This is a genomic window from Bacillus sp. 22-7 (genome assembly GCF_010628845.1).
GTDB lineage: Bacteria > Bacillota > Bacilli > Bacillales > Cytobacillaceae > Cytobacillus > Cytobacillus firmus_B.
In genome coordinates, this window is the sequence record NZ_NJQY01000016.1 from 1 (window position 1) to 17,280 (window position 17,280).

At 42.3% G+C, this 17,280-nt stretch carries 15 protein-coding genes; 2 read left to right on the top strand and 13 right to left on the bottom strand.

The genetic code is table 11. From position 1 onward, the window contains the following. Window positions 1-62 precede the first annotated feature (62 nt). From CE058_RS13625 to CE058_RS13660, 8 genes are all read right to left on the bottom strand, one after another. Window positions 63-1,394, bottom strand: a complete 1,332-nt coding sequence (locus CE058_RS13625; protein ID WP_163143351.1) for a dihydrolipoamide acetyltransferase family protein — start codon at window positions 1,392-1,394, stop codon at window positions 63-65. A 130-nt stretch (window positions 1,395-1,524) separates the two neighbouring features. After that, on the bottom strand, window positions 1,525-2,508 hold the full coding sequence (locus CE058_RS13630; RefSeq protein WP_035330022.1) for an alpha-ketoacid dehydrogenase subunit beta: 984 nt from the start codon (window positions 2,506-2,508) through the stop codon (window positions 1,525-1,527). Window positions 2,509-2,520: 12 nt separating this feature from the next. Further along, a complete protein-coding gene (locus tag CE058_RS13635; RefSeq protein ID WP_048008216.1) occupies window positions 2,521-3,516 on the bottom strand; it encodes a thiamine pyrophosphate-dependent dehydrogenase E1 component subunit alpha in 996 nt (331 codons plus the stop codon). Between the two features lie 78 nt (window positions 3,517-3,594). Beyond that, entirely contained in the window at window positions 3,595-5,016 is a 1,422-nt protein-coding gene (lpdA, locus tag CE058_RS13640) for a dihydrolipoyl dehydrogenase (RefSeq protein ID WP_048008217.1), read from the bottom strand. Between the two features lie 14 nt (window positions 5,017-5,030). Next, window positions 5,031-6,140, bottom strand: a complete 1,110-nt coding sequence (gene buk, locus CE058_RS13645) for a butyrate kinase (RefSeq protein ID WP_048008218.1) — start codon at window positions 6,138-6,140, stop codon at window positions 5,031-5,033. Between the two features lie 175 nt (window positions 6,141-6,315). After that, window positions 6,316-7,410, bottom strand: a complete 1,095-nt coding sequence (gene bcd, locus CE058_RS13650) for a branched-chain amino acid dehydrogenase (RefSeq protein ID WP_048008219.1) — start codon at window positions 7,408-7,410, stop codon at window positions 6,316-6,318. An 81-nt stretch (window positions 7,411-7,491) separates the two neighbouring features. Next, window positions 7,492-8,394 carry a phosphate butyryltransferase gene (yqiS, locus tag CE058_RS13655; protein WP_048008220.1) on the bottom strand — a complete coding sequence of 301 codons (903 nt, stop codon included), beginning with the start codon at window positions 8,392-8,394 and terminating at the stop codon, window positions 7,492-7,494. 182 nt (window positions 8,395-8,576) lie between these two features. Next, on the bottom strand, window positions 8,577-10,640 hold the full coding sequence (locus CE058_RS13660) for a sigma-54 interaction domain-containing protein (RefSeq protein WP_048008221.1): 2,064 nt from the start codon (window positions 10,638-10,640) through the stop codon (window positions 8,577-8,579). A gap of 153 nt (window positions 10,641-10,793) precedes the next feature. Here CE058_RS13660 and CE058_RS13665 point away from each other — a divergent pair, with 153 nt between their 5' ends. Together CE058_RS13665 and CE058_RS13670 are read left to right on the top strand one after the other, a co-directional pair. Continuing rightward, window positions 10,794-11,030 (top strand): DUF2627 domain-containing protein, encoded by a 237-nt coding sequence (locus CE058_RS13665; protein ID WP_048008222.1) that lies wholly within the window; start codon window positions 10,794-10,796, stop codon window positions 11,028-11,030. Between the two features lie 17 nt (window positions 11,031-11,047). Beyond that, window positions 11,048-11,188: a YycC family protein gene (locus tag CE058_RS13670; RefSeq protein WP_082138922.1), complete on the top strand. Its 141-nt coding sequence runs from the start codon at window positions 11,048-11,050 to the stop codon at window positions 11,186-11,188. Window positions 11,189-11,470: 282 nt separating this feature from the next. Here the strand turns inward: CE058_RS13670 and spo0A are convergent, their stop codons facing one another. From spo0A to CE058_RS13695, 5 genes are all read right to left on the bottom strand, one after another. Beyond that, on the bottom strand, window positions 11,471-12,259 hold the full coding sequence (gene spo0A, locus CE058_RS13675) for a sporulation transcription factor Spo0A (protein WP_048008223.1): 789 nt from the start codon (window positions 12,257-12,259) through the stop codon (window positions 11,471-11,473). A gap of 312 nt (window positions 12,260-12,571) precedes the next feature. Then, a complete protein-coding gene (gene spoIVB, locus CE058_RS13680) occupies window positions 12,572-13,861 on the bottom strand; it encodes a SpoIVB peptidase (protein WP_163143354.1) in 1,290 nt (429 codons plus the stop codon). Between the two features lie 182 nt (window positions 13,862-14,043). Beyond that, window positions 14,044-15,726 (bottom strand): DNA repair protein RecN, encoded by a 1,683-nt coding sequence (recN, locus tag CE058_RS13685; protein ID WP_163143357.1) that lies wholly within the window; start codon window positions 15,724-15,726, stop codon window positions 14,044-14,046. Between the two features lie 84 nt (window positions 15,727-15,810). Next, window positions 15,811-16,260 (bottom strand): transcriptional regulator AhrC/ArgR, encoded by a 450-nt coding sequence (ahrC, locus tag CE058_RS13690; RefSeq protein ID WP_009332889.1) that lies wholly within the window; start codon window positions 16,258-16,260, stop codon window positions 15,811-15,813. Between the two features lie 171 nt (window positions 16,261-16,431). Next, complete coding sequence (locus tag CE058_RS13695) at window positions 16,432-17,277, bottom strand: TlyA family RNA methyltransferase (protein WP_048008226.1); 846 nt, start codon at window positions 17,275-17,277, stop codon at window positions 16,432-16,434. Window positions 17,278-17,280: the final 3 nt, after the last annotated feature.

Here is a 17,280-nt window from a genome sequence, read left to right on the forward strand (position 1 = left end):
ACCCATGCCGGGCGCACATAAGAAACCGCTGCCCCATAGCAGGGCAGCGGTCATTTTACTTATTAATAAATAGATGTATTTTCTTTGGATGTGTTCTCCAGAATTTCCTTTACGCGCTGCAGGAAGCGTCCGCATACCAGACCGTCAAGTACACGGTGATCAAGTGACATGCAAAGGTTAACCATATCTCGGACAGCGATCATGCCATTGTTCATGACAACAGGACGTTTCACAATGGATTCAACCTGAAGAATTGCAGCCTGCGGATAATTGATAATGCCCATGGACTGTACGGAACCGAATGATCCGGTATTATTTACAGTGAAAGTTCCACCCTGCATTTCAGCAGAAGTCAGTTTTCCTGTACGTACTTTTAAGGCAAGATCATTTATTTCACGGCCAATACCTTTAATCGTTTTTTCATCAGCAGCTTTGATGACAGGAACGAATAACGCGTCATCTGTTGCAACTGCAATGGATATATTAATATCCTTCTTCTGGATGATCTTATCTCCTGCCCACATGGAATTAATCTGCGGGAATTCCTTAAGGGCCTGTGCAACTGCTTTTACGAAGAAAGCAAAGAATGTAATATTGAAGCCCTCTTTTTGCTTAAACTCCCCTTTAATGCTGTTGCGGTACTCAACAAGATTTGTAACATCCACTTCCATCATTGTCCAGGCATGAGGTGCTTCATGTTTACTGCGGAGCATATTGGCAGCAATCGCCTTACGCACTCCGGTAACAGGGATTTCAATATCACCTGGCATTACCGGTACATTAGGTGCTGGCGCCGCCTGTTTGGATGCAGCAGGCTGGGAAGGTGCAGGTGCAGCTTCCGGTGCTGGCGCTTCTGTCTTTTCCGGTGCAGCCGCAGCCGCTGCAGCAGTTGGAATATCTCCGGACTCAATGATCTTCATAAGATCTTTACGGGTGATGCGTCCGCCGCCGCCAGTACCTGTCACCTGGTTCAAGTCGATTCCATGCTCTTGAGAAAGCCTTAAGACTGCAGGTGAATAACGGACTCCTTTTGGAGCATCCGCTGCTTTAACAGGTGCCGCTGGTGCAGAAGGCGCTGAGGCTGAAGGTGCAGCCGTAGTCTTATCCTCCGCTTTTGTCTCTGCTGGCGCATCTTGAGCAGTTTCCCCGCCGCCTTCGGTTTCGATTGTCAAAATCACTTGGCCGACTTCATACGTTTCGCCTTCTTCTGCAATCAATTCTTTGATTACACCAGTGAAAGAGGACGGTACTTCCGCGTTTACTTTGTCAGTCATTACTTCAGCAAGCGGATCATATTTATTTACTTTATCTCCAACGGAAACCAGCCATTTGCTGATTGTACCTTCTGTAACACTTTCCCCAAGCTGGGGCATTTTTATTTGTTCAATAGCCACCTGAGTAACCTCCTTCTAGCTGCCCGCACTCTGCGGGTCATGCAGCAGGTGCAACTGAACCGGAATGGAATCCGGCCTTAGAGCCGCACCCTCTGCGAGCTCTCCATTTTTATTAACTAAGATGCCATTATTAAAATTCAGCCAATTCACGCATTGCTTTTTCTACTTTATCAGGGTTAACCATAAAGTATTTCTCCATAGTTGGAGCGTAAGGCATTGCTGGCACATCAGGACCTGCAAGGCGTTTGATCGGTGCATCCAGCTCAAACAGGCAGTTCTCTGCAATAATTGCAGCAACTTCGCCCATGATACTGCCTTCTTTATTATCCTCAGTTAGAAGAAGCACTTTTCCTGTTTTAGAAGCAGCTTCAATAATTGCTTCTTTATCTAACGGATAAACCGTTCTTAAATCCAGTATGTGCGCTGAAATGCCATCTTTAGCAAGTCTTTCAGCAGCTTGAAGAGCAAAATGGACGCATAGGCCATAAGTGATGACCGTGATATCTTCACCTTCGCGTTTTACATCTGCTTTTCCGATTGGCAGCACATAATCATCATCAGGAACCTCACCTTTAATCAGGCGATATGCGCGCTTATGTTCAAAAAACAGCACGGGATCCTCATCACGGATTGCTGCTTTCAATAGTCCCTTAACATCATAAGGGGTAGAAGGCATAACAATCTTAAGTCCCGGCTGATTGGCAAATACAGCTTCGACGGACTGTGAATGATAAAGTGCTCCATGCACACCGCCGCCATATGGTGCACGTACTACAATCGGACAGCTCCAGTCATTATTTGAACGATAGCGGATGCGTGCCGCTTCTGAAATAATCTGGTTAACAGCCGGCATAATGAAGTCGGCAAATTGCATTTCTGCAATTGGACGCATTCCATACATTGCTGCACCGATTCCAACCCCTGCAATCGCTGATTCAGCAAGCGGAGTATCAATTACGCGGTCTTCGCCAAATTTGTCATATAGTCCTTGTGTCGCTTTAAATACGCCACCTTTTTTACCTACGTCTTCACCTAAAACAAATACCTTTGGATCTCTTTCCATTTCCTCGCGGATTGCCATAGTCACCGCATCGATATAAGAAATTACAGCCATATTCTCTCCCCCTTACTGTTCAGCATATACATGCTTTAAAGCAGATTCCGCTTCTGCATATGGAGCGTTTTCAGCATAATCAGTTGCTTCGTTTACCAGTTTCATAACCCGGTCATTGATTTCCTTTTCAATCGCATCGTCCATAACGCCATTTTCTTTCAGGTAGGCGCCAAAAGTAATAATCGGATCTTTAGTTTTTGCTTCAGCCACTTCATCAGGAGCACGGTAGCTTCGGTCATCATCATCAGATGAGTGTGGTGTTAAACGGTATGAAACGGTTTCGACTAATGTCGGACCTTCTCCGCGGCGGCCTCTGTCTGCTGCTTCTTTCACAGCTTTATAAACTTCAAGCGGATCGTTTCCGTCAACTGTTATACCTGGCATACCATAGCCAATAGCTCTGTCAGACACATTTTCGCAAGCAAGCTGCTTTTCAATCGGAACAGAGATTGCATATTTATTATTTTCACACATAAAGATAACAGGAAGTTTATGAACACCTGCAAAGTTCGCACCTTCGTGGAAATCTCCCTGGTTAGAAGAGCCTTCACCGAATGTTACAAAAGTAACCAGGTCCTTCCCTTCAAGCTTTCCGCCGAGGGCGACACCAACAGCATGAGGCACCTGTGTAGTAACAGGAGAAGACCCTGTCACGATCCGGTTTTTCTTTTGGCCGAAGTGTCCAGGCATTTGGCGTCCGCCTGAGTTTGGATCTTCCGCTTTAGCAAACCCTGACAGCATTAATTCCCTTGCGGTCATGCCAAATGTTAAAACAACACCCATGTCACGATAATATGGAAGAACATAATCTTTCTCGCGATCAAGAGCAAAGGCGGCACCTACCTGCGCAGCTTCCTGCCCCTGGCATGAAATAACGAACGGAATTTTTCCAGCACGGTTCAAAAGCCACATGCGCTCATCAAGACGGCGGGCTAATAGCATCGTCTCATACATTTCAAGAACTTTCTCATCACTTAAACCTAAATCTTTATGACGGTTTTCAGCCATTTATACAACCTCCTAAGCTAATATGTATCAGCCCGGGCTCCCATTTGGGGCCTGGACTTATTTTATTTAATCGGATTTTTATCCGTGGATTGCTTTTCCATCTACAGCAAGGGCAGCTTCACCGATTGCTTCAGATAACGTCGGATGCGGGTGGATAGTATGTGCTACTTCCCATGGAGTTGCATCAAGAACGCGTGCAAGGCCTGCTTCTGAAATCATATCTGTTACATGCGGACCGATCATATGGACACCAAGAATATCATCGGAATCTTTATCTGCCACAATTTTTACAAACCCGTCAGATTCACCGAATACAAGCGCCTTTCCGATTGCACGGAATGAGAATTTGCCAGTTTTCACATTATGGCCTTTTTCCTTTGCTTCATCCTCTGTTAATCCTACACTTGCCGCTTCCGGTGAACTGTAAATGCATTTAGAAACCAGGCTATAGTCAATTGGAGAAGGATTCTGGCCTGCAATGTGCTCCACTGCAACAATTCCCTCATGAGAAGCAACATGTGCCAGCTGAAGACCGCCAATGACATCGCCAATCGCATAGATATGAGATTCCTTTGTCTGGAAGTATTCATTTGCGGAAATAAATCCCTTTTCAATTTGAATATCCGTATTTTCAATGCCGATTCCTTCTGTATTTGCCTGACGGCCCACAGAAACAAGCAATTTCTCAGCGGAAAATTCCTTTTGGGAACCTTTCACTTCAGCTGAAATCTTTACTCCTTCACCTTTCTGAAGGGTTTCAGGAAGAACCTTTGCTCCAGTAACAATTTTGACTCCTTTTTTCTTCATAAGGCGCTGCATTTCCTTTGAAATTTCTTTGTCTTCTGTAGGTATAATGCGGTCAGCATATTCAATCACTGTTACATCAGCCCCAAAGTCTGATAACATGGATGCCCATTCGATGCCGATGACTCCGCCGCCAACAATGATAATGGAGTTTGGCACTTCTTCCAAAGCTAAAGCCTCATCAGAAGTCATGACAAGTTGTCCATCAATGTCCAATCCTGGCAGGGTACGGGGGCGAGATCCAGTTGCTACAATAACATTTTTAGGGATCAGCATTTCATTTTCGTCCCCATTGTTCATTTCAACAGAAATTGTCCCTGGCATTGGAGAGAAAATAGAAGGTCCAAGAATGCGGCCTGTGCCTTCAAAAACATCAATCTTGCCTTGCTTCATCAAGTGCTGAACACCTTTATGAAGCTGATCAACGATTTTGTTTTTTCGTTCCTGCACCTTACCAAAATTGATTGATACATCACTTGTGATTACGCCAAAATCTTCACTGTGCTTTGCAGTTGCAAACACTTCAGCACTTCTTAATAATGCCTTGCTTGGTATGCAGCCTTTATGAAGGCAAGTCCCTCCAAGTTTTCCTTTTTCAACGATTGCCGTTTTTAAACCAAGCTGTGAAGCACGGATGGCTGCTACATAACCGCCTGTGCCTCCGCCTAAAATCACCAAATCATATTCCTGTGCCAAGTTGCTTCCCCCTTCTATTTCAATGCTGCTTTCCCAGCTGTTTTTCCGGGATATTCTTTTTCAGTCTCTTCACCGCGCAAGACGCGAAGTGCACCTTCCGCAAGTGCCTGAAGCTCATTTTCACCAGGCTGGACGATGACATCTGCTATCCAGTTAATCCGCTCACTGATTTCTTTTACAAAGCCCTTGCCATAGGCGAGACCACCTGTAAGGATAATGGCATCAACCTTTCCGCCAAGCACTGCACTGGCAGAACCAATCTCCTTAGCCACCTGATAAGCCATTGCGGAGTAGACAAGCTTTGCTTTCTCATCTCCGTTTTCAATCATCTTTTCAACCTTTACAGCATCATTTGTTCCCAGATAACCAACAAGGCCGCCTTGTCCAACAAGTTTCTTCATCACTTCTTCACGATAAAAGCTGCCGGAGTAGCAAAGTCCCACCAGATCACCGGCAGGTACTGTACCTGCCCGTTCCGGACTGAACGGCCCGTCTCCATGAAGTCCGTTATTGACATCCACTACTCTGCCTTTTTTATGAGCGCCAACAGTAATACCTCCGCCCATATGTGTGACGATCAGGTTAAGCTCCTCATACTTTTTGCCGAGCTCCTTGGCCACTCTCCTGGCAACAGCTTTCTGATTCAAAGCATGGAAAATACTTTTTCTTTCTATCATTGAAAAGCCTGAAATACGGGCAATTGGGTCCAGTTCATCAACCACAACCGGATCAACAATGAACGATGGAATATTTAAACCCGAAGCAATCTCATATGCCAGGATTCCGCCAAGGTTAGAAGCATGCTGGCCAGCAAAACCGGCACGAAGATCCCCAAGCATTGCATCATTAACAGAATATGTGCCTCCTTCAATTGGGCGAAGAAGCCCGCCGCGGCCGCACACTGCACTTAATTTGGAAATATTGATTCCTTCATGATCCAGCGTCTCTAAAATGGTCTGCTTACGGAATTCATACTGATCGATAATACTTTCATAAGAGTTAATGACATCTGCATCATGGCGTAATGTCTTCTCCAGGACAGAGATCTCATTATCGAAAACTCCAATCTTAGTTGAAGTGGATCCCGGATTGATGACGAGAATTCGATGTTCTTGTTCTAGCACGTTTAAACCTCCATAAAGAGCGGAAATCTCCCTTGTAAAAGCATACTCTTACTCAGGGGACTTTATTTGCCGCTGCATTTTTTATACGATGCTTTTAAAGGCAAAGACGCTGAATTCATAATTCAGCGCTTTGCATTTCAGGAAAGACAGGCTAAATTCCTCTTCCTCATAAAACCTATCTGCGGCTAAGGATATGGTGGCCGTTTTGGAGGAACTGTCCGCGCGAATTACGCATTCTTTCAATTCTTTCCTCAACCATGCGGTCAGCCGCTTTATATGTTGGAATTCCATCCCTTTTAGCAATATCAATTACTTTTTCAATATTGTTGTATACAGTTTCAACTTTTTTCATTGCACGTTCACGGTTGTATCCGTACAGCTCATCTGCAACATTGATAACTCCGCCTGCATTAATTACATAATCAGGTGCATAAACAATGCCCATCTCATGAATTAAATCACCATGGCGGGTTTCTTTAAGCTGATTGTTTGCAGCTCCAGCAATTACTTTTGCTTTCAGCTGTGGAATTGTATCATCATTAACTGTTGCACCTAAAGCACATGGTGCATAAATATCACATTCAACACCATAAATTTCATTTGGTTCAACAGCTTTAGCACCGAACTCTTCAACTGCACGCTGAACTGCTTCTTTATTAATATCTGTTACAATTAGCTGTGCACCTTCTTCATGCAGATGACGGCAAAGATTGAACGCTACGTTTCCAACACCCTGAACGGCAATTGTTTTGCCTTCTAAAGAGTCAGTTCCGAATGCAGCCTTTGCTGCTGCCTTCATTCCTCTGTATACGCCATAAGCTGTAACTGGTGAAGGGTTGCCTGAAGAACCGAAGGCAGGTGAAATACCTGTTACATAATCTGTTTCCTCATGGATCAGATCCATATCAGCTACAGTAGTGCCTACGTCCTCTGCAGTAATATAACGTCCATTTAATCCTTGGATGTAACGTCCGAAAGCACGGAACATCTCTTCGTTTTTGTCTTTGCGCGGATCGCCGATAATAACTGTTTTACCGCCACCAAGGTTTAAGCCTGCTGCTGCATTCTTATAAGTCATGCCGCGTGCAAGGCGCAATGCATCCTCAATAGCTGCCTCTTCAGATTCATAAGTCCACATGCGGGTACCGCCAAGCGCAGGACCTAAAGTAGTGTCATGAATAGCAATTATAGCTTTTAAGCCTGATTGTTTGTCCTGGCAAAACACCACTTGTTCGTAATCGTAAGTTTCTAAGTATTTGAAGATTTCCATGTTCTAATTCCTCCCCGGATTATGAAAAAATTTATGTTCGTTTGATTAAAATTTTTTATTTAAATGCTGAATATCAGCAAATTACTTTGCTGAGCATATCGCTAATGCCAATGAATAAACCTTGCTTTCGGCCGAATCAGCCCTTGAAGTAAGAACGATTGGCGCTGTCGCCCCTGCGATAACGGCTCCTACTTTTGCTTTTGCAAAGTAGACAAGTGATTTATATAAAGCATTCCCAACTTCTATAGTCGGCACCAATAAAATATCTGCCTGTCCGGCAACTTTGCTTTTAATTCCCTTATGTTCAGCTGCTTCAAAAGAAATTGCATTGTCCAGAGCAAGAGGACCATCGACTATACAATCTTTAATCTGCCCTCTTTGGTTCATAAGAGTTAATGCTGCAGCATCCAAAGTAGCCTGCATAGCAGGATTAACCGCCTCTACTGCAGCAATTGGGGCTGCGAGAGGTTTTTCAATCCCAATGCTTTTTGCAATATAAACTGCATTTTTCAGGATTTGTGCTTTTTGATTAAGATCTGGCGCAATATTCATAGCTGCATCCGTTACGATTGTAAACCGTTCAAAGCCTGGGACCTCAAAAACAGCCACATGTGATAAAACATTTCCTGTTCTTAAGCCAAATTCTTTATTTAAGACAGCTTTTAAAATGCCTGCCGTCGGAATATTACCCTTCATCAGCACATTGGCCTTCTGTTCCTTCACAGCCCTTACTGACAATTCCGCTGCATGCGCAGATGATTCTGCGTGCACGATTTTAACTTTAGGGCTTTCAGCTGCTTCGCTATGCTTCTCGTCCAGGATTTTGCGGATTTTTTCTTCATCCCCGAATAATAGAAAGCTTGCTAAGTTCAGCTTAATTGCTTCAGAAACTGCTTCGAGAACTTCTTCGTCTTCCGCTGCAGCTACGGCTACCGTTTTCTCACCATATTGGGTTGCTTTCGTTAGAAGCGAATCCAATGTCATCTGTTCAACCCCCTTACATGAAAAGCGCAGGCGTCATAGGTTCAAGAAACTTAAAATAATCGACGCCATTTTCTTGATGTTCTTCCGTTTAGTATACTTGCAAGAAGTGTGCCAACTTTAAAAGTTATGAAAACGCTTTATTCATTAAACTAAAGCATGCAATTTATTGCACAATATGAAATTTATTGCATGCCAGGTTTTGCAATTTCATATTTCTCCAATTTGTAGTAAAGATTCCTGACTGAGAGTCCAAGCATTTTAGCTGTCTTAGTTTTATTTCCATCCAGCTTTTGAAGAGTTTGCCTGATCACCCTTGCCTCATACTGCTCAATCATTTGCGTTAATGATTTGTTTTGCGCTTCTTCACTAGCTTCAATATTGGGTGACGGATTATTGGCTCCCAGATCAGGAATATGCCGTTCTTCTATTTTCGTTTCGCTGTAATTCATAAAAATGATGGCTCTGCCCAGGATATTATCAAGTTCCCTCACATTCCCCGGCCAATTATAGGCCATCAGCTTATCAACAGCTTCTTCTGTCACACCTTCTACATTCCGCCCATATTCCTGGTTTATCTTTTGAATAAGTCTGCTGCACAGCAAAGGAATATCCTCCTTCCTGCGTCTTAATGAAGGAATATGTATGGGCATTCTATTCAGCCTGTAGTATAAGTCTTCCCTAAAGGTGCCATCTGCAATTCCTTTTTCTAAATTGACATTGGTCGCGGCAATTATCCGAACATCAATTGTAATAGGCTTAGTCCCTCCCACTCTTGTAATTTCATGTTCCTGAAGAACCCTGAGCAGCTTTGCCTGAGTGTTAGCTGTCAGCTCGCCAATTTCATCAAGAAAAATACTGCCTTTATCAGCTTCCTCAAATAAACCTCTTTTGCCGCCTCTTTTTGCACCCGAGAATGCCCCCTCTTCATAACCGAATAATTCACTTTCCAAAAGAGATTCTGATAATGCCGCACAATTTACCCTGATAAACTTGTTATATTTTCGGTCGCTTGCATTATGTATAGCGTGGGCGAAAAGCTCTTTACCTGTCCCGGACTCTCCTCTCAGCAAAACTGTGGCAGGAGTTTTAGCTCCAAGTCTTGCCTGTTCGATTGCAATGGTCATCTCTTCAGATGTTCCAATTATATCCTCGAATGAATACTTCGCTTCCAGTGTACGAATAATCTGTCTGGCCCGGTTTAATTCACGGTTCAGATTTTGAATTTCCGAGACGTCGTGTATAACACCAACACTCCCTTTTAATTTCCCATCAACAATAACAGGCGCAACATTTACAATTACATCCTTTCTCTTTGGACCGACCCTCATGGCCACACCTCTCATCGCTCTTCGCGTTTGAAGGACCTTCATATGAACGCTTTCACCTTCTGATATATCTGCTGTAGCAGGCTTTCCGATTACCTTTTCCTCCTCCAGACCTGTAAGCCTGGAGTATGCCGGATTGATCAAAATCCCTTTCCCATTTTCATCAACAACGGAGATGGCCTCCTCACTTGATTGAATAATTGCCTGAAGCATCGTCTGTATGTCTTTCAAGTTCGTTATTTCTTCCGCAAGTGAAACAACTTCTGTAATATCCTTAAAAACGGCAAAGGCACCCATTAATTCATTATTTTCACCGAGCATAGGGATTCTTGTCGTAATAATCTTCAGGCCATTAGCCAAAGTCATTTCCTGATTCGCTTCAATTCTCCTTGTCGCCATAACTCTGGGAAGCATGCTGTCGGTAATGATTTCATTAATTTTTTTCCCTAAAGCATCTTTCCTCTTTATTCCTGTCATTCTCTCCGCACTGCGATTAAAGACTATAATTTCAGTTTGGTTATTTATTACAATCATTCCGTCATCGGTCGAATTAAAAATCAAGTCATGCTTATATGTTTCATTTCTGAATTTCGAAATCAACTCTTCCTTTTCCTCAAGTAATTTCGCGATTAAAAAGGCTACACTTCCAGGTATTAGAACTGTATTTTTGCTTCTGGCTTCCCTAATGTCAATAAACACTTGCTCATTTCCGGTAACTTCAATAATGATGTCAATATCTTGTTTCATAAACTGTCGCCAATCAGCGCCGGTTGGGATGCCGCTTTCGTTGGCAAGCAGAAGTCCTTCGGCATCAGGGTCGATATCCACCATGGCTTTTACATCCAAAACTGCCGTTTCTTTTATTATTTTCAGGATGGCGGTACCGCCTTTTCCTGCACCGACAATCATCACTGTTTGCATAGTCATACCTGCTTTCATTGAAAATTCTTGCATATTCAATAGAAATTACTGCAATATTCTTCATGTTTTATTTTAGCATAGGAGAAGCACTTGACAAATTTCTTTAATGATTTATGATTTCGGTAGGCAACTCGATTTGAAGGGAATTTTTTTATGATAAGACTAATTGCTTTATTAATTTTACTCCTGCCGGGCATATTGGCTGTGTATGGGATAAAATTAATGAGAGATATGGTCTTTGGCATCCTGCAAAGCCCATTTCCCTATTTATGGCTTCAATTTGTGTCAGGTTTCCTTTTCTTGATTATAGGGCTTGGCTTCATCGCAGGATTTATTCTTTATCGTGACCGAAAAAGAAACAAAGTCCAGGATCGTTTTAAATCTAAATAAGTTAGTGGGGGATAATAGTGAAGCCGCTGCAGATATCACCGGAAACAGCATTAAAGCTCGCTGAAAAACTTAATCTTCCTCTTGAGCAAATCATGCACATGCCTCAGCATATCCTGATTCAAAAAATGATGGAGCTTGAGAAAGAAGAAAACAAATAAAGTGAAACTTCAATCAGTGGGGGTTTTCCTTATCCCCCACTGATTGTTAGTTGAACCAATCGGGCCTTTACGGGCAGTTTGACCCCCGCTTATCCTCCTTTGATTCCTCTGAGTCTTGAAGTGGGGGTCTTACTGCCCGTTAGACTGCGATAAAGTAAAGGTTCAGTTTGAAGCATTCAAACTGAACCTTTTTATATCTCAGCTTATTTCATGAGGAAAATAAAAAACGCCCCAATAGGAGCGCAGCAAATTAAATAAAAATTGTTATAAGTCCTTACCCTTTCAAGAAGCCTTATGCTCGAGACGAAGTTTATCGGCGACCATGGCAATAAACTCGGAATTTGTCGGCTTGGCTTTGGTCATGCTGACTGTATACCCAAAAAGAGAGGAAATTGAATCTATATTGCCGCGGCTCCAAGCAACTTCAATCGCATGGCGGATCGCACGCTCAACCCGGCTTGCAGTCGTATTAAATTTTTTAGCAATATCAGGGTACAGCACTTTTGTAATGGAACCGAGAAGTTCGATATCATTGTACACCATTGAAATCGCTTCACGAAGATATAAGTATCCTTTAATATGAGCAGGTACGCCAATTTCATGAATGATGCTGGTAATGCTAGCATCCAGGTTCTTCGGCTTTGCTTCTGCCTGGGGACGGTAAGATGGAACGGGTTTGCGGAGAAAAGAGCTGGATTTTCCGCTGACCTGACGGATATGGCTTGCCAAATTGTCCATATCAAATGGTTTAAGAATAAAGTAAGATGCTCCTAAATCCACTGCCTTTTTGGTGACATCCTCCTGGCCGAATGCAGTAAGCATAATTACATTAGGAAGTGCATTCAAATTTAATTCTCTCATTTTCTCGAGTACAGCAAGTCCATCCAAGTGAGGCATGATGATATCCAGCACAAGAACATCAGGCTGTGTCTGCTCTAAAATGTCGAGGCAATCCTGTCCATTATGTGCAACACCCGCAACTTCCATATCCTCCTGAGAAGATATATATTCCTCTAAAAGCCCGACCAGCTCCCTATTATCATCCACAACACAAACTTTTATTTTCTTCACTTACTTTCCTCCTCGGCCCATTATGGTCTCTTTAATGAATGTTCATTTGAACACGCTCTTTTTATGATTTCTATTTTCTATTCTAAATGAGAAATTCGACAATGCAACAAAAATTCCTCTACTTTTTTGAAATTTTCTTAAAAAACCACCGAAATCTCATTTTTTCTTTGGTTTTCTTCTGTTTTCGACCAGTTTCGCCATACTCTTTACAATACGTGTATACTTGTCGAAAAATCTTTGATTATCGTCATTTTAACATAAAAAATCAAAAAGACGGGATTTCCCCGCCTTTTTATTTGATCCATTCCCTTATTAGGATGCTTTTTCTTCTGCTTTTTCATATATATTGATTCCCGCTTCATTCAGCATCCATTCGATATGAACACCATATCCTGAAGTAGGATCATTTACAAATACGTGCGTTACCGCTCCAATAATTCTGCCATCCTGTATAATCGGGCTTCCGCTCATCCCCTGGACAATGCCGCCTGTTTTATCGAGGAGCTTCTGATCCGTCACTTTTATGACCATTCCTTTTGTTGCCGGAAATTTTTGCGGAATCGTGCTGACAATTTCAATATCAAACAATTGTACTTCATCATTGTCAACTACAGTCAATATTTGAGCAGCTCCCTCTTTCACCTGATGGGATAGTGCTATTGGCATCGGTTTGTCAAAGATCCCATTTTTCATATCCCTGTTTAATTCCCCAAAAATTCCGAAAGGACTGTTCCTGACAATATTCCCGATTATTTCTTTGTCTGAGGAAAATCGTGCAAGTTTTTCGCCTGGATTGCCATTACTTCCTTTTTCAATGGAAGTAACAGTCGATCTTACAATTTGGCCGTCTTCAACAACTATGGGTTTTTTCGTATCCATATCGGAAATAACATGTCCGAGTGCTCCATACTTTTTCGATTCCGGGTGATAGAATGTCATCGTCCCAATGCCTGCTGCTGAATCACGTATATATAAACCAAGCTTATAGGTTTCTTCCCCGTTTTCTTTAAGAGGAGTCAGCTCCGTTTTCACCTTCCCGCTTTCACGGCTGACAATGATTTGGAGCGGGTTGCCGCTTTTGCCTGCTTCTTGAACAAAAGGGGCAACATCTGACATCTTTTCAATTTTCTTGCCATTGATTTCTGTAATGATATCTCCGATTTTAATACCGGCCGTTTCGCCTGGCGAAGCTTTTCCTTCAGCCGTATTAACCTGATGGTGCCCCACTACTAACACACCTACTGTATTTAGTTTAACCCCGATTGATTGGCCTCCTGGAATTACTTTAAAATCTTTTAAGACATTTACATCAACCTTCTTTATCGGAAAACCTGCCAGTTCGAGAAGCATTTCATTTTTTCCATTTTCTTTTGCTGAAAGCAAAATCGAATGGTTATCTTCTTTAAGTGCAACACTTGTATTATCTATGGACAGCCCGGCTGACACTGCTTCTGCCTTTGCAATATCCAGCTGCTGCCCTTCAAAAAGGGTAATATTTGCAGGTATTTGCAAATATTCCTGAACAGGCTTGGAAAAACCTAAAGCAATTAATGAAACAAGGAGAATTCCACCAATTATTTTGCGCAATACATCATATGTCAAATTTTTCACTCTCCTCGCTTCTAGTCCATCCACGTCAAATGGCTACATCTTTAATTTTGCCTGCATCGATGGCATTTATAACTGCCAGTGACATAAAAAAAGCTATCCTGCTTTGGATAGCTTTTCAAGGTATTAGATCTCGCTGCGCAGCTTAAGGGCACACACCGGATATTGGGTCATAATTATTTCAGCTGTTTAGCCATATGCAGCAGCTCTTTTGCATGCTCTTTCGTCAAATCGGTTATTTCCACTCCAGAAATCATACGGCTGATTTCTTTTATCTTCTCTTCTTCATTCAGAGGCTTCACTGTAGTTTTGGTCCGTCCTTCATTCGTGTTTTTAGCAATAAATAAATGAGTATCTGCAATCGCTGCAACCTGTGGCAGGTGAGAGATGCAAAGCACTTGTGAATCCACGGAAACATGATGAATCTTTTCCGCGATAGCTTGTGCCACTCTTCCGCTCACGCCTGTATCCACTTCATCGAAGATAATACTTGTAACACCTTGATGTTTTGAGAAAATACTCTTCAAGGCAAGCATGATTCGGGATAATTCCCCTCCCGATGCAATCTTAGACAGAGGCTTGAGCGGTTCTCCCGGATTGGTGGAAATATAGAATTCCGCTCTGTCAATGCCATTTTTCAGAAGGACTTCGGGATCAGAAAAGAATCTTACCTCAAAAACTGTTTTTTCCATGTATAATTCCTTAAGCTCTTTATGAATTAACTTCGTAAGCTTTAGGGCAGATTTTCTCCGCAGCTTGCTCAGTTCTTCCCCTTCAACCATAAGGTCTTTTTTCAGGGCAGTAACTTCTTTTTGCAGCTTATCAATATGGGTTTCTTTATTTTGCAAGGTTTCAATTTCTTCTTCTATTTTTGCTGCGTATTCCAGCACTTCTTCTACCGTTTTTCCATATTTTCTTTTTAGACCATTTATTTCATTCAGTCTGTTTTCGATTTCATTGAGCCTCTGGGGATCATATTCCATAAAGTCCATTTCATTTCGCAGGGAACTGGCCGCATCTTCAAGCAAATAGAAGCTGTTTGCCACATTTTCCGCTATTTCTTTATACGATGGGTCCAATTCCGCGGCATCATTCATATACCCCATAACCAGCCCAATCCAATCGAGCCCTTTTTGCTCTCCTTGAAGAGCATTATAGCCAGACTGAACTGAGTCAAAAATACGTTCAAAATTGGATAGCTTTCTCTTTTCTTCAATCAGATCCTCATCTTCATTCAATTTCAGCTGTGCTGACTGGATTTCATCAAGCTGAAATTGGATTAAATCAAGCCGGTGTGCCATTTGCTGTTCATTCTCGCTTAAATTCTTAAGCTTTTTCAAGGTGCTTTCATATAATCTGTAGATATCCTGATATTCAGAAAGGGAAGCAGAAATCTTCGTTCCTCCAAACTGATCGAGAAGAGGAAGATGCAAGGTTTCATTCATTAATTCCTGATGTTCGTGCTGACCGTGTATATCAATAAGTGAACTTCCGATTTCCCTCAAAGCAGAAATAGTGACCAGTTTTCCATTCACTCTGCAAATGCTTTTTCCTGCCTTTGATATATCTCTGCGGAGAACAATCATTCCATCTTCAATATCTATCCCAAATTCTGCAGCTCGTTTATAGCAAGGGTGCTTAGGATCATCCAGGATAAAAAGCCCCTCTAACTCAGCTTTATCTTCACCATGCCGGACAAACTCTGCAGATCCCCTGCCTCCAGCCAGCAAGTGAATGGCATCAATAATAATGGATTTCCCTGCCCCTGTTTCACCAGTTAAAACAGTTAAGCCCTTTTCAAATGAGACAGAAAGGGCTTCGATTATAGCAAAATTTCGTATCGTTATTTCATTTAACAAGCTTATCACCTCATTAGAAAAAGCAGAAGCGCTTTGCCACCGGCACCTCGAGGGGGGACAGGCGCTCTGAACTTGAAAAATTATCTACAGCATTTCAAGAAAACGGTTTGAAATGGCTTCTGTGTCTTCTGGGGTTTTGCAAATGATCAGGCATGTGTCATCCCCGCAAATTGTCCCCAGAATCTCTTCCCAGTCAAGGTTATCAATAAGTGCACCTATAGCCATGGCATTTCCTGGAAGAGTCTTCATTACAAGGAGATGTCCTGCAGTATCCACTCTAACAAAGGCATCCATTAAGTTTCTTTTAAGTTTTTGCAGTGGATTGAAACGCTGATCAGCTGGAAGACTGTATTTATACCTTCCGTCCATTAAAGGTACTTTTACTAGATGAAGCTCTTTAATATCTCTTGAGACTGTCGCCTGGGTAACATTAAATCCTGCGTTTTTCAATTCATCTACCAGGTCATCCTGTGTTTCGATATCGTTATTAGTAATAATTTCGCGTATCTTAATATGTCTTTGCCCTTTATTCATTTTTTCACCTCTATAATCAGCCGCTTGACAGCAGGCAGAAAAAATTAATTTATAGTGTTTTGTACTATAATGTTAGCTGATTTTCTCAATAAAGTACAATTTTCCCGTATATTATTATTATAATTCATCCTTACTCGACAAATTCCTTTAAAAAAAGGAACAGGCATCTGCCTATTCCTCTTCTTTAACCTGCTTTGTTTTCAATTCGGCGTGGGCTTCTTTTACAATCTTATCGGTCTGGGCTTTAAGGAGATTTTCTCCTTCTTCTTTGCTGCCTGACCAATACAGATGGAGGAGAAACTCTATGTTGCCATCTCCGCCAGTAATCGGTGAATAAGAAACGTCTTTGACATCATAGCCAAGACCCAAAGCAAATTGAATAATTTTATCAAGGACGGCTTCGTGTATTTTAGAATCTCTGACAATTCCTTTTTTTCCAACCTGCTCCCGTCCGGCTTCAAATTGCGGTTTCACTAAGGCAACTGTGTCACTGCCTGGAACCAGCAGTGTTTTTAATACAGGCAATATAAGCTTTAGAGAGATGAACGAAACATCGATGGAAGCAAAATCAGGCATACCGGCTGAGAGGTCTGCAGGAGTTACATACCGGAAATTGGTCCTTTCCATGACAACAACCCGTTCATCCTGCCTTAATTTCCAGGCAAGCTGATTATATCCGACATCCAAAGCATAGGACATTTTTGCGCCATTCTGCAGGGCGCAATCAGTGAAGCCTCCGGTTGAGGATCCAATGTCAAGGAGGATCTTGCCTTCGATTTCTAAATCAAAAACCTTCAGAGCTTTCTCAAGCTTTAAGCCACCGCGGCTGACATAGGGCATAACCTTTCCCTTGATTGCCAGCGGAATATCTGTACTAACCTTCTCGCCCGGTTTATCCAATCTGCTTTCATTGCTGAACACCAAACCGGCCATAACGGCCCTTTTCGCTTTTTCTCTCGTTTCAGCAAGACCTCTTTCAACTAATAAAACATCTAATCGTTCTTTCTTTGTTTTCATTTT

Coding starts and splice junctions, on each gene's coding strand:
- CE058_RS13630 (WP_035330022.1), bottom strand. CDS start 2,508: ATGGCTGTAATTTCTTATATCGATGCGGTGACTATGGCAATCCGCGAG.
- CE058_RS13635 (WP_048008216.1), bottom strand. CDS start 3,516: ATGGCTGAAAACCGTCATAAAGATTTAGGTTTAAGTGATGAGAAAGTT.
- bcd (WP_048008219.1), bottom strand. CDS start 7,410: ATGGAAATCTTCAAATACTTAGAAACTTACGATTACGAACAAGTGGTG.
- yqiS (WP_048008220.1), bottom strand. CDS start 8,394: ATGACATTGGATTCGCTTCTAACGAAAGCAACCCAATATGGTGAGAAA.
- CE058_RS13660 (WP_048008221.1), bottom strand. CDS start 10,640: ATGCAAACAGTGATGATTGTCGGTGCAGGAAAAGGCGGTACCGCCATC.
- CE058_RS13665 (WP_048008222.1), top strand. CDS start 10,794: ATGATAAGACTAATTGCTTTATTAATTTTACTCCTGCCGGGCATATTG.
- ahrC (WP_009332889.1), bottom strand. CDS start 16,260: ATGAATAAAGGGCAAAGACATATTAAGATACGCGAAATTATTACTAAT.
- CE058_RS13695 (WP_048008226.1), bottom strand. CDS start 17,277: ATGAAAACAAAGAAAGAACGATTAGATGTTTTATTAGTTGAAAGAGGT.